The sequence below is a fragment of the Fundicoccus sp. Sow4_F4 genome (genome assembly GCF_052116145.1).
Lineage (GTDB): Bacteria > Bacillota > Bacilli > Lactobacillales > Aerococcaceae > Fundicoccus.
On sequence record NZ_JBQKLQ010000001.1, the window covers coordinates 784,350 to 811,265 of the forward strand.

General features: G+C 36.2%; 24 protein-coding genes. 2 read left to right on the top strand and 22 right to left on the bottom strand.

The window, feature by feature from the left end:
* Positions 1 to 169 precede the first annotated feature (169 nt).
* The 4 genes from ACTQ5J_RS03540 to ACTQ5J_RS03555 form a co-directional block, all read right to left on the bottom strand.
* Entirely contained in the window at positions 170 to 1,177 is a 1,008-nt protein-coding gene (locus tag ACTQ5J_RS03540) for a YeiH family protein (RefSeq protein WP_441750626.1), read from the bottom strand.
* 384 nt (positions 1,178 to 1,561) lie between these two features.
* On the bottom strand, positions 1,562 to 1,912 hold the full coding sequence (gene yajC, locus ACTQ5J_RS03545; RefSeq protein ID WP_441750627.1) for a preprotein translocase subunit YajC: 351 nt from the start codon (positions 1,910 to 1,912) through the stop codon (positions 1,562 to 1,564).
* 105 nt (positions 1,913 to 2,017) lie between these two features.
* Positions 2,018 to 3,163: a tRNA guanosine(34) transglycosylase Tgt gene (gene tgt / locus ACTQ5J_RS03550; RefSeq protein WP_441750628.1), complete on the bottom strand. Its 1,146-nt coding sequence runs from the start codon at positions 3,161 to 3,163 to the stop codon at positions 2,018 to 2,020.
* A 52-nt stretch (positions 3,164 to 3,215) separates the two neighbouring features.
* The gene (locus tag ACTQ5J_RS03555) at positions 3,216 to 4,016 is read right to left on the bottom strand and encodes a glutaminyl-peptide cyclotransferase (protein ID WP_441750629.1); all 801 of its coding nucleotides are present in this window, start codon (positions 4,014 to 4,016) and stop codon (positions 3,216 to 3,218) included.
* 97 nt (positions 4,017 to 4,113) lie between these two features.
* Between ACTQ5J_RS03555 and ACTQ5J_RS03560 the strand changes: the two genes are divergently transcribed.
* Positions 4,114 to 4,755 carry a lysophospholipid acyltransferase family protein gene (locus ACTQ5J_RS03560; protein WP_441750630.1) on the top strand — a complete coding sequence of 214 codons (642 nt, stop codon included), beginning with the start codon at positions 4,114 to 4,116 and terminating at the stop codon, positions 4,753 to 4,755.
* 396 nt (positions 4,756 to 5,151) lie between these two features.
* Here the strand turns inward: ACTQ5J_RS03560 and ACTQ5J_RS03565 are convergent, their stop codons facing one another.
* The 4 genes from ACTQ5J_RS03565 to ACTQ5J_RS03580 all read right to left on the bottom strand — a co-directional run bounded on the left by ACTQ5J_RS03565 (position 5,152) and on the right by ACTQ5J_RS03580 (position 9,525).
* Complete coding sequence (locus ACTQ5J_RS03565) at positions 5,152 to 6,939, bottom strand: ABC transporter ATP-binding protein (protein WP_441750631.1); 1,788 nt, start codon at positions 6,937 to 6,939, stop codon at positions 5,152 to 5,154.
* Positions 6,939 to 8,693 (bottom strand): ABC transporter ATP-binding protein, encoded by a 1,755-nt coding sequence (locus ACTQ5J_RS03570; protein ID WP_441750632.1) that lies wholly within the window; start codon positions 8,691 to 8,693, stop codon positions 6,939 to 6,941. Before ACTQ5J_RS03570 ends, ACTQ5J_RS03565 begins: the two co-directional genes overlap by 1 nt.
* Before the next feature lie 239 nt (positions 8,694 to 8,932).
* A complete protein-coding gene (locus tag ACTQ5J_RS03575) occupies positions 8,933 to 9,145 on the bottom strand; it encodes a YneF family protein (RefSeq protein ID WP_441750633.1) in 213 nt (70 codons plus the stop codon).
* A gap of 104 nt (positions 9,146 to 9,249) precedes the next feature.
* Positions 9,250 to 9,525 carry a DUF896 family protein gene (locus ACTQ5J_RS03580; RefSeq protein ID WP_441750634.1) on the bottom strand — a complete coding sequence of 92 codons (276 nt, stop codon included), beginning with the start codon at positions 9,523 to 9,525 and terminating at the stop codon, positions 9,250 to 9,252.
* A gap of 89 nt (positions 9,526 to 9,614) precedes the next feature.
* Between ACTQ5J_RS03580 and lexA the strand changes: the two genes are divergently transcribed.
* Positions 9,615 to 10,229, top strand: a complete 615-nt coding sequence (gene lexA / locus ACTQ5J_RS03585) for a transcriptional repressor LexA (protein WP_441750635.1) — start codon at positions 9,615 to 9,617, stop codon at positions 10,227 to 10,229.
* 100 nt (positions 10,230 to 10,329) lie between these two features.
* Here lexA and ACTQ5J_RS03590 read toward each other — a convergent pair whose 3' ends face one another.
* From ACTQ5J_RS03590 to ACTQ5J_RS03655, 14 genes are all read right to left on the bottom strand, one after another.
* Positions 10,330 to 10,842, bottom strand: coding sequence for an adenine phosphoribosyltransferase (locus ACTQ5J_RS03590; protein ID WP_441750636.1), 513 nt, complete (start codon positions 10,840 to 10,842; stop codon positions 10,330 to 10,332).
* On the bottom strand, positions 10,839 to 13,202 hold the full coding sequence (gene recJ, locus ACTQ5J_RS03595) for a single-stranded-DNA-specific exonuclease RecJ (protein WP_441750637.1): 2,364 nt from the start codon (positions 13,200 to 13,202) through the stop codon (positions 10,839 to 10,841). The genes ACTQ5J_RS03590 and recJ overlap by 4 nt, the downstream gene beginning before the upstream one ends.
* A 40-nt stretch (positions 13,203 to 13,242) precedes the next feature.
* Entirely contained in the window at positions 13,243 to 13,539 is a 297-nt protein-coding gene (locus tag ACTQ5J_RS03600) for a LapA family protein (RefSeq protein ID WP_441750638.1), read from the bottom strand.
* On the bottom strand, positions 13,536 to 14,336 hold the full coding sequence (locus ACTQ5J_RS03605) for an SDR family NAD(P)-dependent oxidoreductase (protein ID WP_441750639.1): 801 nt from the start codon (positions 14,334 to 14,336) through the stop codon (positions 13,536 to 13,538). Before ACTQ5J_RS03605 ends, ACTQ5J_RS03600 begins: the two co-directional genes overlap by 4 nt.
* A complete protein-coding gene (rnz, locus tag ACTQ5J_RS03610; protein ID WP_441750640.1) occupies positions 14,320 to 15,282 on the bottom strand; it encodes a ribonuclease Z in 963 nt (320 codons plus the stop codon). Before rnz ends, ACTQ5J_RS03605 begins: the two co-directional genes overlap by 17 nt.
* 138 nt (positions 15,283 to 15,420) lie before the next feature.
* Entirely contained in the window at positions 15,421 to 17,274 is a 1,854-nt protein-coding gene (locus ACTQ5J_RS03615; protein ID WP_441750641.1) for an acyltransferase family protein, read from the bottom strand.
* A gap of 9 nt (positions 17,275 to 17,283) precedes the next feature.
* Positions 17,284 to 18,588 (bottom strand): GTPase ObgE, encoded by a 1,305-nt coding sequence (obgE, locus tag ACTQ5J_RS03620; RefSeq protein WP_441750642.1) that lies wholly within the window; start codon positions 18,586 to 18,588, stop codon positions 17,284 to 17,286.
* A gap of 35 nt (positions 18,589 to 18,623) precedes the next feature.
* Positions 18,624 to 20,675 (bottom strand): glycine--tRNA ligase subunit beta, encoded by a 2,052-nt coding sequence (gene glyS / locus ACTQ5J_RS03625; protein ID WP_441750643.1) that lies wholly within the window; start codon positions 20,673 to 20,675, stop codon positions 18,624 to 18,626.
* A gap of 12 nt (positions 20,676 to 20,687) precedes the next feature.
* On the bottom strand, positions 20,688 to 21,587 hold the full coding sequence (glyQ, locus tag ACTQ5J_RS03630) for a glycine--tRNA ligase subunit alpha (RefSeq protein WP_441750788.1): 900 nt from the start codon (positions 21,585 to 21,587) through the stop codon (positions 20,688 to 20,690).
* Between the two features lie 358 nt (positions 21,588 to 21,945).
* The gene (recO, locus tag ACTQ5J_RS03635; RefSeq protein WP_441750644.1) at positions 21,946 to 22,734 is read right to left on the bottom strand and encodes a DNA repair protein RecO; all 789 of its coding nucleotides are present in this window, start codon (positions 22,732 to 22,734) and stop codon (positions 21,946 to 21,948) included.
* Between the two features lie 23 nt (positions 22,735 to 22,757).
* Complete coding sequence (gene era / locus ACTQ5J_RS03640; protein WP_441750645.1) at positions 22,758 to 23,666, bottom strand: GTPase Era; 909 nt, start codon at positions 23,664 to 23,666, stop codon at positions 22,758 to 22,760.
* Between the two features lie 14 nt (positions 23,667 to 23,680).
* Positions 23,681 to 24,088 carry a diacylglycerol kinase family protein gene (locus ACTQ5J_RS03645; RefSeq protein ID WP_441750646.1) on the bottom strand — a complete coding sequence of 136 codons (408 nt, stop codon included), beginning with the start codon at positions 24,086 to 24,088 and terminating at the stop codon, positions 23,681 to 23,683.
* Complete coding sequence (gene ybeY / locus ACTQ5J_RS03650; protein WP_441750647.1) at positions 24,072 to 24,611, bottom strand: rRNA maturation RNase YbeY; 540 nt, start codon at positions 24,609 to 24,611, stop codon at positions 24,072 to 24,074. The genes ACTQ5J_RS03645 and ybeY overlap by 17 nt, the downstream gene beginning before the upstream one ends.
* A 24-nt stretch (positions 24,612 to 24,635) precedes the next feature.
* Complete coding sequence (locus tag ACTQ5J_RS03655; RefSeq protein WP_441750648.1) at positions 24,636 to 26,882, bottom strand: HD family phosphohydrolase; 2,247 nt, start codon at positions 26,880 to 26,882, stop codon at positions 24,636 to 24,638.
* Positions 26,883 to 26,916: the final 34 nt, after the last annotated feature.

Consider the following 26,916-nt stretch of genomic DNA (forward strand, 5'->3'; position numbering starts at 1 on the left):
CGTTTCCACATCGTGGTGATTAGAGCCACGATGTGAAACACTCTGTAGAATCCGTCGCTCTTAACGTCACGATGTGAGACGGGAATATTGATGAGTTTTTTTAAGTGTGTTGGCGAATTCTCCATAAATAAAAGACGTCAGCAGCTTTCCTACCGACGTCTTTTATCGCTTAATACATTACCATAATTAGCCCCACACTGATTGTCACAACAGCTAACCAGCAAGCTGCCCCTAGAATGACAGGTTTGATGCCTGCCTTTTGAATCTGCTTAATATGGACACCGAGCCCAATCGTAATCAAAGCGATTGTCATAAAAATTTTACTGATTTGACTAATAACACTTGTTAATGTTGCAGGTAACGACACTAAACTTGCTACGATGACTGCCGCTACAAAAAACACCACAAACATTGGAATCGTACTTTGAATTTGCTTCCAATCAATCCTTAACTTACTTGTGCCATTTTCCTTTGCTTCTTTAGCCGTTTGTAAATATTTGTAGTGAATCATCCCGACAGTCACCGGTACAATAAATAATGTACGTACCAGTTTGACAACCGTCGCAATATTCCCTGCTTCTAGGTGCCAATCAAAGGCAGTCGCTACTACGGACGCTGTGTCATTGACAGCGACTCCAGCTAAAATGCCGTATAGTTGGTTACTAAAGCTGAACATGACACCCAAGGTCGGTAAAAGGAATAAAGCGAGCATTGAAAAGATGAACATTGTGGTAATCGATACCGCAATATCATCATCTTCTACTTCAATAATTGGGGCGGCTGCTATGATGGCAGATCCTCCACAAATCGAGGTCCCAATTCCAATCAGCAAGGCGAGTTTATTATCGACTTTTAGCCCCTTATTGACTAAGACGCTGGTTAGAATTGACACGATAATCACCGCTGCAATAATGACTAAAATATTGAGGCCGACTTCGTTTAAGATCCTTAGAGATAAGGTAAAACCTAATAAGACAATTCCCGTCTTCAATAAATAGGACGAGACGAACTTTGTCACCGCCTTATCTAATAGATCAAATAGCGGTGTATGTCGGATAATGGCACCTATTAAAATAGCTGAAATAGAGCTCCCGAGTAATGGAATTTGTTTTCCAATAAACAGGGCTAGCCATGTTACAATTGCTAGAGAAATAATTGTCAGTATTCTATTTTTCATAATAATTCCTTCCTAAGTCAAGACTAAATTAATAATCAATGACAGACCACACGATATATTCGCTAAAAAGCGTGTTAGCCGGCTAATTTTTTTCTAATTAATCAAAAACAATATGCTTTTGTTTTAGTTTATATTTCTTTAATTATAATGGATATCTTCTGATTATACGTTTGCTTAGTGAATATTTCAATATAATGATGGCAACTAAAGAAGATTCTGCAGAAAGCTTTAGCATGCGACTCGCGTTTTATATTTCGCTTTTGATTGGTCGCTTTTAACTTTCTCATTCGCCATGTTATCGAATATAACTATTAGAAAACTTTTCCCCACAAAAAGCACTGGTTTGACCATTAAAAAAAGCGCCCATAAGGACGCTATCGATTTTTAGTTTGTGCCTTCTTCGGCAAATTCGTCTGAGTCAGTATACTCAGCATCTGCTTGTAGGTCTTCAACTGTTGTTTCGTTTGTTGGTGTGCTCGCTTTTACTGTTGCGATTGCACTTAGTTCAAATGTTAAATAAATGCCTTCACAATCTAAAACGACAGTACGGTTTGCTTGATTGACTTCATCAATGATACCGTGTAATCCACCGATTGTTACTACTCCGTCGCCGTGTTTCATCGCGTCGATCATTTGACGTTTTTTATCCGCTTGCTTCTTCTGTGGACGAATCATTAAAAAGTACATCACCGCAAAAAGTACGACCATGGGTAATAAACTTACTAAAAGTTCCATTATTTCACCTACCTTCAAAAAAAATGCTTCCTAAATTAGTCTAACAAAAAAAGGCATTACATGCTATTGTTTAATTGAAAATTCGTTTAAAATTTACTCAATATATTAAAAACTTTTAGCATTTTCTTTATTATAGCCATAGCGTTCGAAGAAATCTTCTCTAAATTCCAATAATGAATCGTTTTTAATATTCTCACGAACATCTTTCATTAATTTCAATAGAAAGTGAACATTATGAATCGATGTTAGGCGCATACCAAAAATTTCATCCGTTTTAATTAAGTGACGGATATAAGCTCTTGTATAATTGCGACATGTGTAGCAATCACAATGCTCGTCGATGGGTCTAAAGTCACGGGCGTACTTCGCATTTTTAACGACTAAACGGCCATATGTGGTCATACAAGTGCCATTTCTTGCAATTCTTGTGGCTAAGACACAATCAAACATGTCAACGCCTCGAATCACTCCGTCAATTAATGCGTCGGGTGAGCCAACACCCATTAAGTAACGTGGCTTATCTTTTGGCATCACAGGCGTTAAGTAATCCAGTACTTCATTCATTTCTTCTTTCGTTTCACCAACTGATAGGCCTCCAATTGAGTAACCAGGAAAGTTCATTGACGCTAAGTCGCGTGCATGTTGTAAACGTAGGTCTTTGTAGCCTGCCCCTTGCATAATACCAAAAAGCGCTTGTGTCGATGGGTTTTTATGTGCTTCCATCCCACGTTCAGCCCAGCGTGTCGTACGTTCGATTGATTTTTTTACATAGTCGTATGTTTGGTCGAATGGCGGGCACTCGTCAAAACTCATAATAATATCTGCACCTAGTGCATTTTCAATTTGAATTGCCTTTTCAGGTGATAAGAATAATTTAGCTCCATTAATATGGTTTCTAAAGTGTACCCCCTCTTCTTCAATGCGACGCATGTCACTTAAGGAGAAAACTTGAAAACCACCGGAATCTGTTAGAATGCCTCGATCCCAGTTCATAAATTTATGTAAGCCACCTGCCTCCTCGACAATGTCTTCACCTGGGCGTAACCATAAGTGATATGTATTGCTCAGAACAATTTCTGCTCCCATGTCTTTTAATTCTTCAGGCGAAAGACCTTTAACGGTTGCTAATGTCCCAACTGGCATATAGATGGGTGTTTCAAAACTACCTTGTGGTGTATGTAAGATGCCTAAACGGGCACCCGTATTTTTTTCTTCTTTAATTAATTCATAACGAATTGCTGATTCTGTCATAATGCTTCCTTTCTGTCTAAAACAATGTACTCAACACATAATTATAGTAAACTTAGCGTGGTAATTCAACTTCTAATACATAGGGATATTGTTTGCCAGTTAAATAAAAGACATTGTTTTCTTTATGGGCAATCCCATTTAAGACGTCCATGTTAGCAACTTCTTCTGCTGAAAATTTTTGATTGACTTGTTCAATTAAGGCTTTTAAATCATAGATCTGTTCGATCTGTCCATTTTCTGGATTAATGGCAACAATTTGGTCTGTTAACCAAATATTTGCATAAATCATGTCGTTGGCGAATTCTAATTCATTTAGATTGCCGATTGATTGTTGTTTATAAGTTACTTCTAGTGTGTCTAATAAGTCAAAACTATCTGGGTCTCTCAGACTTAATTGACTAGTCCCGTCTGACATCCATAGGACTTGGCGTTTCTCATCGTATGCCAGCCCCCAGCCCTGTCCTGTATAGTTTGCTGTCTCCAAGACTTCAAAACTGTTTAAGGCTCGCTTAAAGGCCGTTCCTTCTTTCCAAGTCAATTGCCAAATAGCATTTTCAGTAAGTGTTAAGCCCTCTGCGAAATATTGTTTATCTAAAGTTTCTATTATTTGATAGTCGCCTGTTTCGAGATCCAGAATTCCTATACTAGACTCACCATACAGCCCTGTTCCGAGTAACAACTGTTGTGGCTCAAGTTCTGGATGGACTTCAAATCCTTGCGTGAAAGCTGTTTGATCACTAGGATAAAGCGCCAGTAAATTAATCGATTCTTGGGCATTGACGTAGGTTTCTCCCAATACTGAAATCAACAGCCCATACAATAGGCACAATGTGACTCGTCGTTTGCTTGTCATTTTCGCATCTCCTAACTATTATTATTCGTTTATCTATTGGCTATTCACTGAATAATTGGTAAAATTAAACTAATGTAACAACGAAAGGAATAAACGAATGACATTCTATGATATTGCAATTGTAATCGTCCGTGCGGTTATGTATCTTTTTAATGGTAAACCTCACTACGAGGGCCTTGAGAACGTTCCGAAGGACAAAGTGGTGGTATTTGCAGGCACACACCGCTCATTATTAGACCCTTTATATTTAGCCTTTGCGATATACCCTCTTGGTAAAAAAGTGGCTTTTATGGGCAAAGATACGCTATTTAATAATAAACTGATGGCTTATGTTCTACCAAAGTTAAATGTATTTCCGGTTAACCGTGAAAAAACGTCGCCACGTACCATTAAACACGCTGTAAAAGTAATGAATGAAGATCATCTGAACCTAGGGATTTTCCCTTCAGGTACACGCTATTCAACTGAAATTAAAGGTGGAACAGCTTTCATTCAACGGTTAAGCAAAAATGATATTGTCCCCGTTGCGATTCAACCGACTCTGAATACCGCTGATTTTTTCAAACGTAAAAAAATTAAGTTAGCTTTCGGCGAACCGATTGCTTATGACGAAACGGTGAAGTATGATAAAACTAAATTAGCTGACGTGGACAACTTAATTGCGATTCGTTTTGATCAATTGGATCAACAACTAACACCTAATTACAAGTATATACCACCCGTTAAAAAAGATAAATAAAAGCTCGATTATTTACACTTTTATTGAATGAATGACAGTAAAAACTGCAGTGAAATCCATTTGAGATTTCACTGCGGTTTTTTGGTTAGTTTGAAATCCTTTCTAAAAGGTTAACAAATAATACTTAATAAAGAACCATGGAAAACTTGGTGAATTGCATACAATCCGTACTTGTTTGTGCTTTAATGTGTTTGAGTGGCAGAATAATTTTAATCGATCGATTGGTAAATTGAATTAACATGTTAACAAAATCAATCTAAAAAATCGGGCGGTCGAGGCGATTCCCCTCAATTTTGGACGGAGTTCCAGTTAGTTAGCTCTTTAAACTTATGGTCTCTTATGTAAATAAAAATAACCTAGTAATTCGCCTTCTTGGCCAACCACTAGGTCTATTCTTTAATTCATACTTTGCAGACGGTACATCTGGAAGTAGGTACCGCCTAATTCAATCAGTTCATCATGCGTTCCTTTTTCAATGATGCGCCCTTTATCGAGGACGATGATTTGGTTGGCATCACGAATGGTACTTAAACGGTGAGCAATCGCAATCGTGGTACGATTCTTACGCATCTTCTGAAGACTATTCTGAATATATTCTTCGGTTTCAGTATCAATATTCGCTGTTGCTTCATCTAAAATTAATATCTTCGGTTCACGTGCCATAGTTCTGGCAAAGGATATCAATTGTTTCTGACCACTTGAATAACTAGCACCACGCTCAATGACACGTTTTTTATAGCCAGCTGGATCTGCTTCAATAAAGGTATCCGCATTAACGAAGCGTGCAGCGTCTCTTACTGTATAATCTGAAATACCTCGCTCGAGTAGACGGATGTTTCTTGAAACATCCCCGTAGAACAAGAAGCTATCTTGTAAAACCAAACCAACTTGTTCACGTAAAGCTTCGTAAGGAAATTCACGAATACTATGCCCATCAATCAAGACATCACCTGATTTAAACTCATAAAATCGCATCAAGACATTGATAATCGAACTTTTCCCACTACCAGTATGTCCGACTAATGCAACTGTCTCGCCGGGATTCACAGTAAAACTAATGTTACTTAACACATCTTGTTCACCGTCATAGGAGAAGGTTAAGTCTTTGAATTCAATCTTTGCATCTGTGATGCTTGCAGCTGGATTGATTAGTTGTTCTGGTACATGTTCTTCATGATCTAACACACGCAAAATTCGCGAACTAGACACGACACCGTCTTGTAAGAAGGACAAATTATCCATCATCATTCCCATCGGTCTGAAGAAGTTTGCTGAATATTGAGTAAAGGCATAGACAATCCCCACTTCAATCAAACCATCAAAATATTGATTACCAAGAATATAAAAGACTAAGGCAATTGATAAGCCTTCAAAAAGGTTAATAACCGAATTTAAAAGCAAAGCATTCATACGAACCATTGCTAGATGTCCTTTATATTGGTTTTCATTTTGCTCTTCGAATTCAGCCATTGTCCGTTTTTCTTGTCTTAAATGCTGAATAACTGACATCCCTAAAATTGATTCATTAATCTTAGTATTTAAACGACTTAAGTTTTCACGTAATTGACGATAGATTCGTGTACTATAATTTTGGTAGAGCCAAATTGCAAAAACCATTAATGGTACAAATAATAAGAAATATAAAGCCATCGTTTGATTCAGACTCCACATACCGATAAAGACAGCAATAATCGTTGCAAAGCCTTCAAAGATTGCAAAGAATACATTCCAAAACTGTTTGATCGTCTCTGTATCATTCGTCACTCGCGAGACAATTGAGCCGCCCGGTGTTTGGTCAAAATAGCGCATCCCTAAATGAACGACTTTATCAAAAATAACATTACGAATATTTTCAACCGTTTTTTCAGAGGCCATACTAAAGATATATGTAGAAAAATAGTTTGAAATCCCTTGTATGACTAGTAAAAATGCGTACAGGGCAGTAAATAATATGGCGGTTTGCGTGGTTGCTGAGGATGTTGACAAGTATTGGTCAATATAGGATTGAATCACTCGCGGCATGAAAACAGTCGCCACAATTTGACCTGCAGAAAAAACGAGCGCTAATAAAAATTCTTTCCAGTAAGGTTTGGCAAACTGCATAATTCTCTTGGTTACCTGATACTGGTCACGCATTGTCATTTTCTTAGTCCATGCGGATTGAAAATCTTTTGCTTGTGCCATTACTGTGCGCCTCCTTCATTTAATAATGCTTCTAATTGTTGTTTTTCATACATTTGTTTGTACCAACCATCCTGTTGTAACAGCTCATAGTGGGTGCCTCTTTCAACAATTTCACCTTTATCTAAAACGATAATCTCATTGGCATGCATTACACTACTGATACGGTGAGCTGAAATAATCGTCGTTTTATTCTGTCGATTGGTCTTAATCGAACTTAATATCGCTTCTTCCGTTTTTGCATCAACTGCAGATAAAGAATCATCTAAAATTAATAAGGATGGTGAATTAATGATCGCTCGCGCCATCGATATTCTTTGTTTTTGACCACCTGATAAAGCCACGCCACGCTCTCCTACTAAGGTATCATACCCTTCAGGAAAGCCGATAATATCTTCGTGTACACTCGTTAATCGAGCAGCTGTTTCCACACGCTCTTGAGAGGCAGTTGGATCAGCAAAGCGAATATTATCTCTGATTGTCGTTGAAAATAAAAAGTTATCTTGTGGAACATAACCAATCGATCCCAGTAAAACATCTAAGGCATATGCTTTCATATCAATCCCATTGAAACGAATAGTTCCTTTGTATTGATCATAGTCTCGCATAAGTAATTTGAATATTGTCGTTTTCCCTGAACCTGTTTTACCTACTATGCCTAAAGTATGTCCTTGAGGAATAGTAAAGTGCACATCTTTCAGCATAGGTTCTTTTGTTTGAGGATAAGTAAAACGTTCGACAGCAAAATTTAGATCACCATCAATCGGAGAAGTCACAGGATCGGCTGCTTCCACAACATTTGTTTCCTCTTTTAATAATTCCATAATACGGTCATAACTGGCTGAGCCACGTTCGATAATATTAAACAACCGCCCGATTGCCACCATTGGCCAAGACATGCGGGTAATGTAGTTTAGAAAAGCCACTAATAAACCAACAGTGATTTGCCCTTGTGTTACTAAAAAACCACCATAAAACAAGCCGATAATCGTACAAACACCCATAATTAATTGAATCGTTGGGCGGAACAATGCATCATAAAAATAAACTGATTTATTTTTAGCTACTACGGTTGCGGTCATATTTTTAAAATCGATACTGTCCAATTCTTCTTCACCAAATGTTTTAATTACTTTTATACCAGTAACACTTTCTTGTACTTTATCATTCAAAGAAGAGAAGGCTTCTTGAGCACGTCTAAAGTGATAATGCATTTTCTTACCAATTAAACGTATTGAAATAGCTAAAATCGGTAAAGGAATGATAACCATTAAACTCAATTGCCAATCAATGGCCCAAAACATCATAAATAGCGTAATAATACCTTGTGTCAATGAATCGACCATCGTTAAGATTCCACCACCAGCAACCATGCGAATGGCGCCTAAGTCATTCGTTGCATGAGCCATCAAGTCTCCTGTTCGGTACTTTTGATAAAAAATGGAATCCATCTTTGTAAAATGATTGAATAATCGCTGACGTAAAATTTTTTCTAATTTTGCTGACGTACCAAAAATATTAATTCGCCACACGTAACGCATTGCATATTGTAGTATTGAGATGACAATGATTGCCACTACCCAAAAAAATAAGACAGTCGGCGTTAAGCTACCGTCAGTCATTCCATCAATTACTGTCGCTATAATCATTGGCACAATCCCGGCTAACAATCCTACTAAAACTAACATCGAGGCTCCTGTTATATAAGCCCATTTTTCTTGCTTAAAAAACCAAGCTAACCTAGAAAATATATCCAAACTATCCACCCTTTCTGATTTATATGATTTAATTATTAATTAAATAGTCCATGAATAAGTTTATCACTCTTTTTGTGAGTAAACAAAGCAATCAGCTTATAAATACGCGATACCTCTCCTAAGCAAATTGTTCTTTAACTCTACCTTTTAAACAGACTAAATATCATCTATCTCTCAAATTTTATAAAAAGAAAACAGGAGTTAATCCGAACAAACGGACAACCCCTGCAAAACTTTAATTACTGCTGTTTCATTGAACGCATAATTTGTTCAACTTTCTTTTTAGATGGCTTTTGACCCATCTGAGCCATCATTTGAGAAATCATTCTTTCGTCAATTGGTGGGTTTTCTTTAAAATACTTCATCATATAACGACGAGCTAAAAAGAATCCTCCCACTGCACCAGCTACTAAAGCTAGTAAAACAATAAAAATCCAAGCGATTGTTGGCATATATAAACCTCACTTTCTAAATATCATGTAGTTATAGTTTACTAAAGTTCATCTGTTTTTCATAGTATATTTTCACAAGAAGCAGACGATAAACTAAATTTATTTTACTTTTTATTCTTCTTATCGAAGAAGTGTTGAAGGTGACGGCCATGAAGTTTTTTAGCTTTTTGGATTTCTTTCACTTTATCAGGAGTTAAATCAGTTCCATCTTCATCGACGACCTTGATTCCTTCGATATGATTACGCATACCGAAACGTAAATTTTCGATATATTCTTCTCTTAGCACTTTTTGTTCAGCTAATTCAGCTTCATTTAAACCTTCAGCTTTTTTCTTGCGGGCTAATTCATTAATTCTCTCCATTTTATCTTTCTCTAACATGTAAATCCTCCTTTTTACGAACGTTTGTTTGTCATTGAAAAACGTTTCTGATATAATAATAATAACAAAAATGAAATGAGTTGATTCCAATGGCTAAATTGTCAACGAAACAAATGACAATCCTACAATGTATTTATGATAACATTGAGGAAAATGGTTATCCACCTACTGTTCGCGAAATTGGTTCGTCAGTTGGCTTATCCTCAACTTCGACAGTACACGGACATCTATCTAGATTAGAAAAAGCTGGCTATTTAATTAAAGATTCTAGTAAAACACGCGCTCTTGAATTAACACAAGCTTCAATTGATTTGCTTGGCGTTGGACCTGTACAAGTTCCTTTATTAGGAAGAGTTGCTGCTGGTGCGCCAATTCTTGCAGTTGAAGATGCGGTTGCCTTCTATCCAATACCACCAGAGTTACCTTATGATCCAAGCGAATTATTTATGCTTGAAATAAAAGGCGAAAGTATGGTTAATGCGGGTATTATGGACGGCGATATCATAACTGTTAGACGCCAAACGTCTGCCAACAATGGTGAAATCGTCATTGCTATGACAGAAGAAGAAGAAGTTACTTGTAAGACATTCTTTAAAAAAACCGATCATTACGTCTTAAGACCAGAAAATGATTATATGGATGACATTATTTTAAATTCAGTTACCGTATTAGGTAAAGTTGTCAGCCTGTTTCGACGCTTCTAGATTATTAGTTGAGTATCTTTACAAATAAGCGAACAAGGCATATAGAGGAAGCAAATTGCTTCAGCTCTACACGCTTTGTTCGTTTTTTTTTGTGTGTAGTTTAGTAAGTCATTAGTGTTTTAATGTCGTAACCAGAAATTTTATCACGGCCATTTAATTCTTCTAATTCAATTAAGAATGCACAGCCAACGACAACTCCACCTAATTTTTCAACTAAATCGATCGTTGCTTTGATTGTACCACCTGTTGCTAATAAATCATCAGTAATTAATACTTTTTGACCTGGTTGCAGAGCATCTTTATGCATTGTCAAAGTATTGCTACCATACTCTAATGAATAATCAACCTCAATGACTTCTCTTGGTAATTTGCCTTTCTTACGCACAGGTACAAATCCAATCTCTAAAGCATAGGCTACAGGACAACCTACAATGAATCCACGAGCTTCTGGCCCAACAACTACGTCAGCACCTAACTCTTTAGCATAATTAACAATTTGTTGTGTCGCTTCTTTAAAAGCATCTCCATCAGCCATTAATGGTGTGATGTCACGGAAAATTATTCCTTCTTCTGGATAATTTTCAACTTTTGCAATATAGTCTTTTAAATTCATGATCTTTTTTCATTCTCCTCGAAATATCTTTTAATATCTGATAAAGTCTGGTAATTCATTATTGCTTCGACTTGCATTTCTTGTCGGTAACGCTCGAATGCCGGCATAGTAAACAAATCAACAGCCTCTTTCGAGTGTTCTCTATTAAATGCAACAAAGCCATCTTTTATTGTAACAAATTCCGCTTCAAAAAACACAACAATCATCAATTTTAATCTAGTTATGGATATTTTTAATAGTTCACTCATTTTAGAGAGGTTTTGTCGCAAATGAAATGCCGTTTGCTTGCTTAACCAACGGTATAAAACAGCAAATTCTTCACGTGTCGGCTCTCCAGCAGTATACTTAGATTCTTGAATAAATGATCCTAAATAAATATGAGACCAATCCTTTTGCTTTAACAAAATCAGTAACGTTTCTAGACTTTGCGGTGGTTCCATAATGACTAGTTTTTTATAACTCACGTCATTGACTAACTCATTTAGCAATTCTTCGTTGATGTTGGCATATAGTTCGACACGGCTATTCTTAGGTAAAGATTCTTTATAACACTCAGCTAACTTAGAGTGTTTAAATAAATAAATCGCCCCATTAACTTTTAAAAGTTGAGGATCTATTTTACTTGATCGATAATCTAGCCACTGTGACTGATTGACGCCCATATCTGTTACCATCAATTGGGGATTAACCAAATGACGCCATTCATTAATGGATAAGGTGCCTACAATTGAAATGATTGAATTAGCTTCAACACCTTCAAATTGTGTCGCTTTTGAAAAAGCCACACAATTTAAAGCGGATTCTTTACTATCTTTCTCAGCAATAGAGAGTTTAACATGTGTTTTATCAGCACCAATTAAACGTTTTTCTTGAACCGTTACATCCTCGAATTCGAATACAGGTTTAGCATTATCCATTCCAAAAGGTCCTAATAATTCAATTTCTTCGATAAATTTGACAGTGGCTTCCGATGGTTTTATTACCATATCGACTTTTAGTTCCTCTGGTTGACGAATCAAGGCTTCATTCTGATTAGCTAATGAAGCCAGTGCCGATTTAAAATTCAACCATTCAGAAGAATTGACTGTAAGTCCAGCGGCTTGACTATGACCGCCATAATAAGCAATCGTCTCTTTAACTTCCGTTAACCAAGCAAAAATATTAACACTATTAACGCTTCGCCCACTCCCTTTATACACTTGCTTATCTTCTAGATATTGGAATAGAATGGTCGGTCGGTTATATTTTTCTTTCAATCGACTCGCTACAATTCCCAATACCCCCGCTTGCCAAGAAGCATCCGCTTCAACAATTACATCAGGAATCTCTTCATACTGTTCCATTCTTTCCTCAACTTGAGTTTGAATATCTTTAACCATCGCTTGGCGCTGAGAGTTTTTATCATTAATTAACAGAACAAGTCGGTCAGCTTCGGTCTCATCGAACGTTTTTAATAATTCTAAAGCAGGCGTTGGATCACCTAAACGTCCTATCGCATTCAAACGAGGTCCTATAACAAAGCCCACTGTATCAACGTCTACTTTAGTTAAATCAACTTTTTGATCTTCTAAGAGCATTTTTAAGCCTAAACGATGAGTGTCCGCTACTAATTGTAAACCACCTAAAACAATTGTTCGATTCTCGTCTGTCAACGACACCATGTCACACAACGTCCCAATGGCAGCTAATTCTACCGCTTCCGGAGCAATTTCGTCTAGTAGTGCATGTGAAATTTTTAAGGCGACTCCAGCCCCACTTAATTCGCCAAAAGGATATTGACCTTGCGGATGTTTAGGGTGTATGACCGCATACGCATTAGGTAAAGTTTCTTGAATCTCATGGTGATCGGAAACTATGACGTCTACTCCAAGTTCATTAGCTAAATCAATCGCGTCATGCCCTGCGACACCATTATCACACGTTAGTATTAATTGTATACCCGCTTCGATAAATTCTCGATAACGCTCACTGTTGGGACCATAACCATCTGTCAAACGATTAGGCAAATAATACTCGACATGAGCACCAATCATTTCAAGCGTTTCATAAAGTATTAGAGTACTTGTGATACCATCCGCATCATAATCACCGTAAATGAGTATTCGTTCTTCATTTTCGACGGCAGTCTGTAGCCTCTTCACAGCAAGCTCCATTTGATATAATTCAAATGGATTATGATAGAGTTGAGGCGTTTGGTTTATCGCTTGTTCAATCTGTTCTGGACTTTTTAAGCCACGATTTAAACATAAACGCAAAAAAGCAGGCGAATATTTCAAGCCTGCTGCTTGTAATGCATGTATTTCTTCTTCTAGTTCACCGGAAGAACTTGTCATCTTCCAGTCATATTTTGCTAAATTCATATTAAGACCTCAATTTACTTTGTCTTTTCTTAAGTGATAGTCACCCTTCAACAACTGACTCCGTAGATATTTCTTTAGTTGCTTGTTCACTTGTCAAACTAGCAACTGTTTGCTCTAATGCTTTAATTTTCTTTCGAGTTCTACTAACTGAAGCAATAGAGACCAATAGGCCTACAATTACACCAATAATAAGCGTAATCAAAATGACCATAACAAGTGGGACAGTAATATTAATGAAGAATAGATTAACGGTCACATTCGCAGTATTTTGAACTGCAAAAATGACCACAAAAATTAAACTAAATAAAGATAGTAGTATTCTCCAAGGTTCTCTCATGATATTTCCTCCTTGAAATTAAACAGGTGTTCCTTTAGAAAGTCACTAATATGTGGGACTAAAGGTGATACAAAGGCTGCCATTTTTAAAGCAAAAGGTATCGTTATTTCTCTTGCATTATGGGTCATCGCTTGGATTACTTTGTTCGCTACGTAATCTGTTTCTAAAGCAAATTGTTCAATGCGTTGATAATAACTTCCTAATTCATCTGAATGAGAAAAGAAGGGTGTTTTGACTGGGCCAGGATTAATCGTCGTAATCCCTATGCCAAATCGTCTTAATTCCAATCTAAGCGAGTCAGCATAACCGATTATAGCAGATTTAGTAGCTGAATACACACTTGATGAAGGCGTCGACAACTTTCCTGATATTGAAGATATGAAAACAATTTGACCTTCTCTTTGTTCAATCATCACTTGTGCGACTAATTGACTCAAATACATCATAGCAAATGTATTTATTTTAAACATGGCTTCGATCTCACCATAAGTAAATTCTAAGGCAGGTTTAAATTCTCCAAAACCTGCAGAATTTACTAAATAATCTATTCTGCCACAATGTTGCTTCGTCTTGGCGACTACTCGTTCAATTTGTGTCGATTGACTTAAATCAGCACAAATCATCAGAATATTTACATTATAATCTTTTTTTATTTCATCAGCCAATTCTCTCAACTGTTCTTTACGACGAGCTACGATAACTAAATTTGCACCTTCACGCGCAGCTTGATGAGCAGTTTCGCGACCAATCCCACTCGATGCTCCTGTGATTAAAACAACTTTATTCAGCAGTTTCATTCATTATCTCCTCAGAATTCACATAATTTAAATTATATTCTTCCAAGTCGAATACAATCTTAGTTGCTTTGAAATAATGTTTAGCTTCCATTTCCAATTCTCTAATATCTTGTCCCATATATCGCGCACTTATGTGGTTTAAATATAATTGTTTAACGTTAGCTTTTGCGGCAACTTTCGCTGCTTGAACATTTGTGGAATGGTAATAATCATGCGCCATTTGAGCTTCTTTACTTTCATGGGTCGCTTCATGTACTAAGACATCAGCACCTTGCGCCAGAAGTGGAATATTAGTACATTGTCGTGTGTCGCCTAAAATCGTCACAATTTTCCCTTTACGATCAGGAGCAACAAAGTCTTTACCATTTATAACAGTACCATCAGCTAAGGTCACTTCTTCTCCACGCTTTATCTTACCAAAAATTGGCCCATTGGGAATTTGATAAGGGGCCAATAAATCTACCAGTAACTCACCAACAGAATCAGGTTCAGTCACACGATAGCCAAAAGAAAGCACACCATGTTCTAAAGGTAAATAATCAACTGTCCACCCCTTATTCAAATTAAGGGTTCCACCATTAGGATCTAACTCAATGATTTTCAAACTATATAATAATTTTGTTTTTGATAGTTTTAATGTCGTTTGAATAAATTGACGAATGCCCGGCGGGCCATAAATAGTTAACGGACCATCGCCGCCTTGAAAAGATCGACTACTTAGAAAGCCTGGCAAACCATAAATATGATCACCGTGCATATGTGTAATAAAAACTTTCGTAATTTTACGTGGCTTAATTGTCGTTTTTAAAATTTGATGTTGAGTTGCTTCGCCACAATCAAATAACCAAATCTCATTCAATTCATCAAGTAACTTTAAAACTAAGGCACTAACGTTTCTAATTCTTCCCGGAACTCCTGCTCCAGTACCTAAAAATTGTAATTTCATCTTTTTAACACTTCCTAACAATTCATCCATTTTTAATTGAAAATTAAATCCGGACCCTTTAAGTAATAGACAGGTCGAAAAAACGCGAGTCTACTTACTATAAAAGTCCGGATTAATCATCACCCTTAACTATTAATTTTATCGTTGGCGATAAATTTCTTTCGCGATTAACTTCGCTAATTCCAAACCACCCACATCATTAGGATGAATACCAGCATCTGCATACCATTCCGGATGATCATTAGCGTATCCTGCCCAATCAATTAATTTTACATTCCCATAACGTTGAGCGGCTGCATAAATTTGTCTATTTGCGTCATCAGTCCATGCTCTATTTACATGTACCGTTAAGATATAATGATCTCTATCTGTTCCAACCGCCTCAATATAGTCATTAAGCTGCGCGGTTGTGAACGTTCCGTTGGAACCTAACATTGTAACGACCGTTGGTTTGAGTAAGTCGTTTTGTTTCATAGACTCTAATACAGAAAAACTATTATATAATTGGCGTCCTACTTCTCCATCTACAACAGCTTTTGGAAACACACTTTGGATTTCTGATGTACTAGCTAACAAGACCGAATCACCAATAAAACTAATATCTAGGCCATTGGCAAACAGTAGTTCTTGTTGGGTCAAGCCTTCAATATTATTTACCACTTTAACTGTTTCAGTATCTAACGTTTGAGTTTGCTGGGCAACCGTTTGATTAGCTTCAATGACATCTTGAAGGTTCTGTGCCGTCTGGCTACGTTCTTCGGGAGAAGCTATAACCCCTACTAATCCCATTATCAACACAAAAACATAACTACCAGTTGCTATCTTAATACCCGTTAAACTATTCGGATTATTTCTTAAATAGTTGAATTGATATCTTGATTTTTTCAAGTTAAAATCTTGTCCAATGGGTAAGCTCCATTGTTTAATTTCAAATAAGCGATAAGTTACTTCACTTAGAATCATAATAACTAAAAATTGCACTAAAAAATTTAAATAGATATTTGTGTTAAAGAACGATAAATGCCTAGAAACAATTAAATATACTGGATAAAACCATAAGTAGTATGAAAAACTTCTTTTACCAAAAAATGTAAAGATTCCTAAACTGAAAAACTTATTCCAAATTGTTGCTGGATGAATTGATGACATAACCAAGATTGCACTGACCAATGTGAATAAAGTCATTCCGAATTGGTAGGCAAAAGCATGAGTACCGTACATAAATTTCACCATAAAGAAAGCTAACACAAATGCCACTAAACCTAAGCAGTTAAATAGAACTTTGACTTTAGCATTCATTGGTTTAGGTACCAACTTCACGGGATACAACAAGCCTACAGCTCCACCAAAAGTAAATGCAGACGCTCTCGTTAATAATCCATAATAAATTCTTGTTGGATCCTGTCCTTCTTTATACAAATAGCCAAGTAAGACTGCCGATAATACTGAAATGATTAACAGAATATTTGCAGTTGTTCCTGGTTTTTTATGCCAAGAGTAAAACAATTTTATCATGATAGGAACTAAAAGTATTAATTGACCATAAAGTGCTACGTACCATAGATGTGTGAAGGGACTTGGATTTGCTGCTTGTACAAAATAAGATTGATTATTAATAATTTGATAATAGTTATTGAAGAAAAACAAAGCCGAGACGGCCATGTTTCTAATATTAAATAAATAATCTCTTGCAAACAACAGAATATAAGTTATCGTCACAGCAATCATGGATAACATTGGATAAAAAAGACGGCCAAAGCGTAATCGGTAAAAATTTAAAACATTTAAACTTTCACCTCTCACATTTGCTGAATATAAACTTCTGAAATTAAAGAATCCTGCAATAAATAAGAATAAATTAACAGCAAGGAATCCACCTGGAACGATATGTTCAAAGAAATAATAACCAATAATGGTCAAAATTGACACACCTTTTAATCCGTCAAATATAGCTAATCTTTTGACTGGCGCATTAACTTGTTTGTGATCCATAGCTTTCACCTAATCCATAAACTCGAAGTAGAAATCTGATAGTTGAATAGTATCTCCATTCTGTGCCCCTAAACGACGTAATTCATCGTCAATTCCCATTCCACGCATTTGGCGTGCAAAGCGAGCGATACTTTCATCATGAGCCATGTTAGTCATCGCATAAAGTTTTTCAATCTTGCGTCCAGTAATTAGCCAGTGTCCTGGTTCAAGTTCTTCAATTTCAAAGGCATCGTCGTCATCCAATGTGTAATGTACTTTCTCTTCTACTTCATTTTCTAAAGAGATAAAATCAGAAGTTTGTACTAATTGGTAAGTTCTTTGCAATAATGGTTGAAGACCTTTGTTTTGCCAAGCACTAATTTCGAAAATTTCTGGCATTTCTTGATTTAATTCAGCATAATGCTCAGCTAATTTTTCTTTAAATGTTACTAGGTTTTCAGCAGAAATCGCCTCATCCATCTTATTCGCCACAATGATCATTGGGCGTAACAATAATTTTTCATTATAGTTAGATAATTCATGCATGATGTCTAAGAAATCTTGGAAAACATCACGGCCGTGAGTTTCTGACACATCTAAAACATGTATAAGGACTTTGGTTCGCTCAATATGACGTAAAAAGTTTATTCCAAGACCAACACCTTCAGATGCTCCCTCAATTAAACCAGGCATATCAGCCACAACAAATTCTTGATCCACTTTTAATTTAACAACACCTAAATTAGGTACTAATGTCGTAAATTGGTAATCTGCTACTTTAGGTTTAGCATTACTAATAACAGAAAGTAAGGTAGATTTACCTACACTTGGATAGCCGATTAATCCAACATCAGCAAGAACTTTTAACTCTAGTTCTAATTCAAACTCTTCACCTGGTTCTCCGTTTTCAGCAATAGATGGCGCCGGGTTCTTATGAGTCGCGAACTTGATATTCCCTCGACCTCCACGACCTCCTCTAGCGACTATTAATTCTTGAGCATTTTCTACTAAATCCCCTAGAATCTCTTGAGTTTCACTATTTCTGATAATTGTACCTGGCGGGATCTTAACAACTAAATCTTCGGCATTTGCTCCGTATTTACTTTTACTCATCCCATTCTGTCCATTTTCACCTTTAAAATGACGATTATATCGAAAATCCATCAAGGTTCTTAAACCTTCATCAACACGAAAGATAATACTTCCGCCTTTTCCACCGTCACCGCCGGCTGGTCCACCATCTGGCACATATTTCTCGCGTCTAAAGGCTACCATTCCGTCTCCGCCTTTACCGGCTCTAACATTTACTTTTGCACGATCTAAAAATGTAGACATACACTTCACTCCTTCCGTTCATATTATTATAATATTTAATCAAATTTACTAATTAATTCTCTTGGATCTACCATTTGCATAATGAACTGAGTTAAACATTTCATTGTTGCTTGACGATTTTTTTTCAATTGTTCATCTTCAGCATTTACCATATTATGCTCAAAGTAGTCGTTTATTTTCTCAACTAAACTTGAAAATTGAGCTAATATCTCTTTGGGACTCGTTGCTGTTAACGTTTGTAGTTGTTTAAGTAAGTTAGTTTCCGAAACTGTTTCAGCTAAGTTCAGATTTACTTCCGTCATTTCTTTAACTTTCGACCCTAAATTAACCACACGCGTCATTGCTTCTACCATTGATCGATAGTCACTAGCTTGTGTATTTTTTAAAGATTGCAACTGGTGTGCACTCTCTACTATATAGTATACATTTAAATGGGATACTTTTGAAACAGCTTGAATGATATCATGGTCAATTTGATCAGTTTCAAGATGTTGTTGTACTCTACCTTTAATAAAGTTGACTAATTTATCTTTAAAAATAATCCAGTCTTCAGATTGATTTTCGACACTCACTTTATTAAGTAATTCAATTATATCAAAATTCCATGCTTGATCTAGAATGATTTCAACAATCCCAAGCGCTTTACGTCTTAAGGCATATGGGTCATTCGAACCAGTAGGAATTAATTCAATACTAAAATAATTTGCTAGTGTATCTAACTTATCAATAAGGGCTAGCATTGCTCCGGCAGTCGTATCTGGAAGCTTTCCGCCACTAGTTACTGGTAAATACTGACTACCAATAGCCGCCGCTACTGCTTCACTCTCTCCAAAATAAGTTGCATAGATTTTTCCTAATTGTCCTTGCAGCTCATCAAATTCCCCAACAGTTTGAGTTAATAAATCAAACTTATAGATAAGTGCCGCACGAGCACTCGTAGCAATCGTTTCTGATGAAATATTACTTGATTCAAGAATTTCACCAAGTATTTCAATCCCTTTTTTTACCCGCGCTTGCTTTTGAGCAAAAGAACCAATTTTAACGTGTTCATTCACTGTAGAGAGTTTTTCAAGGTAGTATGTTAAATCATGACTTAAGTCTTCTTGATAGAAGAACAATGCGTCTTCTAATCGAGCTTTAAGAACTTTACGGTTCCCTTTGATAACATTTTCAATATGTTCTGCATTACCATTACGAACTGAAATAAACACTGGCAATAAACGTCCAGTTTCTTTTGATATAGCATAGAAGTAACGTTGGTGATCTTTCATCGCTGTAATTAGCACACTTTCTGGTACAGCTAGATATTCTTCTTCAAATTCACCATAAAATGCTGTCGGCCATTCAACAATAGCAGTCACTTCCTCTAAAAGAGCGTCATCTATTGGAACATCCCACGAGTTTGCATCGGCAATCGCTTCTACTTGTTCACGTATTAGTGTACGTCTTTCATCAAAGTCTGCTAACACAAATTGTTCTTTAAGACTTGCTAAATAGTCACTTGGTTGATTGATTGTGACATCGTGTCCTAAAAATCGGTGACCTTTAGTAACATTACTTGCTTTAACACCAACAAATTCAAATGGAATCACTTGAGTATCTAACAGTGACACCATCCAATGAATTGGACGGATAAATGGAGTAGGAACATTACTCCAGTGCATCGCAACAGGGAATGTCATATTCTTTAATACAGAATCAACGTTTGTTAGAACACTCTCAACTGATGCACCTGCTACAAATTTATCGATGTAGACATAATCACCCTCGATAACCAAGTCATCTAGTGTTGCTTTTTGGCCACGTGTAAAGCCTTGTGCTGCTTTTGACCACGCACCTGTGTCATCTTTAGCTAGTTTAATTGAAGGTCCTTTAACACGTTCATTTAAGTCTGCTTGCTTTTCAGCTATATTCTCTACAATAACTGCTAGACGTCTTGGTGTCGCATAGCTATTGATATGACTAAAAGAAATTCTTTCTTCTGTCAAGAATGTTGCCAAACGTTCTTTTAATTGCTCACTTAAACTTAACAAGAAACGAGCAGGGACTTCTTCTAATCCAATTTCTAGTAAATATTGTTTTGCCATCTCATTTCCTCCTTATTCAACAACCGATTGGTTCTCATGTAATAATGGGAAACCAAGTGCTTCTCTTTCTTCAACAAATGTTTTCGCAATATTACGAGCCATCTTACGAATGCGACCAAGATAACCTGGTCGATCTGAAACAGATATATAGCCACGAGCATCAAGTAAATTAAATGTATGAGAACATTTCAGGATGTAATCATAGGCAGGATGAACTAAACGTAATTCAATCAACTTTAGTGCTTCTTCTTCATACGCTTCAAATTGTTTAAATAACATCTCTGTATTACTGTGCTCAAAAGAATAAGTAGAATGTTCACGCTCAGGTTGTAGGAATATATCACCATATTTAACGCCATCAATCCAATCAAGATCATAAACATTTTCAACATCAAGAATGTACATTGCTAATCTTTCAAGACCATAAGTAAGTTCACTTGTCACTGGATCACATTTTAATCCACCAACTTGTTGGAAATAAGTAAATTGAGTAATTTCCATACCATCAATCCATACTTCCCAACCCAATCCAGCACAACCTAATGAAGGGTTTTCCCAGTTATCTTCAACGAAACGAATATCGTGTGCCAAAGGATCAATACCAATGGCGACTAAGCTTTCTAAGTAAAGTTCTTGAATATTTAATGGTGAAGGCTTCATAACCACTTGAAATTGATGATGTTGGTATAAACGGTTCGGATTTTCTCCATAACGTCCGTCCGCTGGCCTTCTTGACGGCTCAACGTAAGCTGCATTCCAAGGTTCAGGACCAACAGCACGTAAAAACGTATAAGGACTCATTGTCCCTGCACCCTTTTCAGTGTCATAACTTTGTAAAATTAAGCAACCTTGTTCTGACCAAAACTGCTGCAAAGTTAAAATAATTGATTGAACGGTTCTCTTTTGCATAATAATCTTTCTCCTCACTCTTATACTGTTATACAAGTGCTATCCACTTTCTTAAAGTACATTTACCCACAAAAAATCCCTATGATTAATAGATAAGCGATTATCTGTTAATCATAGGGACGAATTGAATTCGCGGTTCCACCCTAATTCTAGTAAACACTAGCACTTTATTGATAGATTAAATTGTTCCAAAACAGCCATCGAAATTGCTCTAGCTTGCACTGTCCTAGAGTCGCTGAACTTTCTTTACTATATGTTTTGGATGTGATACTTATTTTACTAACTTCACTTTCAAATGTCAATGAAACTAAAGTTAAAGTTTCGAATGTCAAGTTTAACAGTCAGTAATTACAAAAATGCCTCATAATGGCTTTTGACGCTTTTCTAATAAACTCACCATCGATTGATTAACTTCTAACATTTGATCTAAGTAACTTTTGCTTTTTAATCTCAATCCAACGAATTCTTGATAAATTTCATCCATAAGTCGTTTAATGTTTGTCAGAGTTTCTGAAGAAACATTCACTGATTGAATTTGAGTTAATTCGGCTTTTGCCAAAACACTTGCTACATACATCGCTCTGGGTGAGATTCTTAGTCGAAAATCATCTTCATGAAAATGCTTTTCACACAAGACTCCTTGCCTTCTTATACTAAAATCAAATGGTTGTTGCGTGGATCCGCAGATCACGCATTGATGCCATTGGATATGCGTGCCAAATTCAGGCAATAGATAGATTTCTATGAAAGCTGTAATCACTTCTGGTGACTTATCCAGATTCATCTGTTGTAGAGCTAATTTGAATACTTCATATAATTTTCTATGTGGCACATTATCGTCAACCGCTGCATCTACCAGCTGTGAAACATAAGCAGCGTAAGCTTGAGTCATGAAATTCTCTTGGACTTTGCGATTAAACTCTAACGTAGACGCCTCTCTTAAAAATGAAAGTCCATCTAGATTAATCGTGCCGATATAATCATTAATTGTTAAAGGAATCAATTGACTAGCTAAAGGATGATTAGGTTTCTCTAAGCGTTTAACGAAAAACATACGGGTCCCAAAATCATTAGTAAAAATTTTGACTAAAGCATCATGTTCGCGATGCTTTCGTTTAAACAATACAATCCCCTCAAAACGCTCATTCATCCCTTCACTCCTTTGTCCTAAGATTAATAATTATCTGGTCTGTAGCCGTAATCCATAAGGTTTGACTGACGATCACGCCAATTCTTTTGAATTTTAACCCATAAGTCTAGATAGACTTTATCATCCAACAACGTCTCAATATCACGACGTGCTAATTGGCCAATTTTTTTAATCATACTTCCTTGAGCGCCAATGATAATCCCTTTTTGACTTTTACGTTCTACAATTATAGTTGCTTGAACTTCAATTTTCCCGTCTTCATTACGTTGCATGCTCTGAACCTGAACAGCTACCGAGTGAGGGATTTCTTCACGAGTTAACATTAAAATCTTTTCACGAATAAATTCCGCCACAACGAAATATTCTGGGTGATCCATTACTTGATCGGCAGGATAATATTGTGGCCCTTCTGGAATAATATTCTTCAAATTATTTACTAACTCAGGAACATTGCTACCTTCCTTGGCACTGATAGGGAAAATTTCATCAAAGTCATGCTCATTTTTGAATGAATCAATAATCGCAAATAACTCATCAGGATGTACTAAGTCAATTTTGTTAATTAATAAGTAAACTGGTACTGGACTATGTTTAGCTTTTTCTATAACTAATCGATCTCCAGGTCCAATTTTCTCTGTTGCATTCACAACGACTAAAACCGCATCAACCCCTTTTAAGGCGCTATATGCCGTTTTTAGCATAAAATCTCCTAATGCATGCTTCGGCTTGTGAATTCCTGGTGTATCAATAAAAATAATTTGTGAATCATCATCAGTGAAGACACCTTGAATTTTATTTCTTGTAGTTTGTGCTTTATCAGACATAATGGCAATTTTTTGTCCTACGATACGGTTAAGTAATGTAGATTTCCCTACGTTTGGACGACCTATAATTGCGACGAAACCTGATTTAAATGCTTGCTTTTCTTTCATAATTACTCCTATTCTTATAAAAAACTGATAAATAATTGCCAAATATATGGCAGGAATACGACAAATCCAATAACAACGGCTAAGAGTGCAGATAAAACTACTGCAGCGGCCGAAACATCTTTAGCAATTCTAGCGAGTTCATGGTATGTACTTCCTACAATTAAATCAACCGTTGTCTCAATGGCAGTATTGACTAACTCTGCTGCCATAACAAGACTAATGCATAAAATAACTACTAGCCATTCCATTTTATTGATATTAAGAACAAAACCTGCCGTAACGACTAAAAGTGTCACGACAGTGTGAATTCGAAAATTACGCTCATTATTAAACGTATAGTTTAAACCTGCAAAAGCATCTTTAAAAGACGTGGCTAAGGAGCGACTTTTATCTCTTATAAATTGTTTATCGGGTGAGACCATGCTGACTTAGCACCTCTTCTTGAATACCAAACATGGCGGCTTCTTCTTCTTTTGTCTGATGATCAAATCCATTTAAATGTAGAAAGCCGTGAACTGCCAGAAAAGCAAGCTCTCTTTCAAATGAATGTTGATATTCAACCGCTTGCTCGTGCGCTTTAGGGTAAGAGATGATGATGTCACCTAAATGTCTTGGCATAGCTTGTTCAAGTGATTGATCATCGTCGAGTAAAACTTCTTTCTCATCTTCAGTAAACTCTGAGTCTAATGTGAATGAGCTGAAATCTGTGATATCAAACTCACTACTCACTTCTTCTAAAGCAAAACTTAGAACATCTGTTGGACGATCGATTTGTCGATACTCTAAATTTAATTGATGTATTTCCTCATTCGACACAATCGAAATATCCACTTCAATTTCCCCAGTCATCTTTAAGTATTTAGCTGTTAATTCAACTACCTCTTGAATCAATGTGACTTGTTCGGTTGTTAAATATCTCTCATCATCAATAATATCGATAATCATCTAAAATTCTCCATTCATTGCGTTTTATTTCGGATACTCTACTCGAGTATGGTACATGCCGGCTACTCCTGATATTAACGAGCGTCTAGCAATTTTTAAATCATTTACTGTTAAATCACAATCAGAAAATTGATCATCATTTATTTTATCATCAATGATATTATCTATTAAAGTTTCTATTGATTTTTGATTGTATTCTTTTAATGAACGCGACGCTGCCTCAACCGAATCTGCAATCATTACAATTGCTGCTTCCTTTGTTTGAGGTTTTGGTCCTGGATATCTAAAATCACATTCATTAACAGTTGGATTATCTTTTCTAGCTTGGTAATAAAAATACTTCACCAATGTCGTTCCATGATGCTGCATACAAATATCAATAATACTTTTTGGCATTGAACTCTCCTCTAGGATCTTTGTCCCTTCAGTTACATGTCCCATAATAATTGCCGCACTTTCTTGTGAAGCAATCATTTGGTGTGGTGATTCCATGCCTGAATTGACATTTTCTGTAAAAAAGCGAGGATGAACTGTTTTTCCAATATCATGGTAATAGGCCGCTACTCTCGTCAATAATGAATCGCCTCCGATAGCTTCCACCGCATTCGCGCTTAAATTAGCAACTAGAATACTATGATGGTAGGTACCTGGAGAATTTTCAATCAGACGCTTGAGTAATGGATGATTTAAGTTTCCAAGTTGATTTAATGTTAAAGCTGCTTTATCAACTAACAACTGTTCCCAATACGGTGTCACAAAAAATAAAATCATATTGACAAAAAGTACATTCGTTACCATTAACAAAATGATACTTGTTCCTTGTTCCGAGAATACATTGACATTTAAACTCAGTAACAAAGGTACCGCAATAGCTAAATGCCATAAAAACAAAGGTAAAAAGAATTCATAGAAATTGTAACGATAGCTTCCTTTTTTTAATACAAACATCATTCCTAAAATGCTACTGAAAAAATAATACAGTGTCGTTAATGTGATAACTGTTAAATTATCATATCCGTTTACTACAAATAAGGCGAGTATATTAAAAAATAACACAGATAGAATGCCAATTCTTGGATTGGTTCGTGGTGTTATCATAAAGGGAATCAAAAACACTGGTACGACTAATGTTGCATACGTTAAGCCACTTGATTGCATTAAATGGAAGCCTTTTAACAAAGCAAAACCAAATAACATCACCAATGTATAAGCTGTAGCTTCCATATTTTGCTTGGCTAAATCGATTTCTGACCACTTAAAGCGTTTCGTAAAGACAATTATCATTACGATACCATGGAAGATGACTGTGCTATAAAATGCGTAAGCCAATGTATTTTGAGAGGCCTGATCTAAGAAACCATAAATTTCTAATTGGCGCATCGTATCGTCACCAATGATGTGTCCTTCTTGAATGATTACTTGTCCTTGTAGGATATAGCTAGGTTGTACTGCATTAGCCACTTCTTCACGGCGTCTTTCAGTTTCGCTTTCACTATAAGTCATCGTGGGTATAATCAAACCGTTAAGAAAATCAGTTAAAGCGAGTCTCGCGTCTAAACTGTAAGAAGCATTGCTAATGTTTTGTTCACCTATATTAATATGACCTTCAATATTATTTGCTTGAATCTCTTCAGCTAAAGTTTTAGCTACCAGTTCAGTCAAAGTTGATTGAAAGGCAGATAATGTTTCAGAATCGATTGACAGTATATGACTCAAAGTTGACGTACTAATGTTATTGCCTAAGTATTTTATACCATCTACTTGATCGGATAATTTAATTTCATAAACTAATAGTTGCTCGACCGCATCCAATTGCATAAAAGTAACAGTCTGTCCTTGTGGTCGATTGACATTAGCAAATTGATTTAATAATGTTCGCTCGATAACGCCAGACTCAATTAATTGAGCATTATCCTCTATTAGCGCTTGAATTGATTCTTTTGAATGAGATTCATTCTTTAACTGGCGAATAAAACTAAAATATTGTTCGATAATCATTAGCTGTTGCGTTCGAATATCTTCTTGATATAAATAGACATCATTCACAGCATCTTTCGCCCTTTGTCTATTCAACTCAGTCTGTTCGACATCCTCAGTAGTGACAGGAGCTAAGATTGTATCTTGAGCGACTTGATTAAGTTGAAAATTATACTCAATAGGTTGTACATTTGAATAGCCTAAGAGAATAATTGAAAGTGACAAAATGAAACTCATGAGTGGAATATAATAATGTCCGAGTAACGCTTGAAAACGTTGTAATCTACGGTTCATCCAATTCCTCCATTCTTTAATGACAGAAAACTAA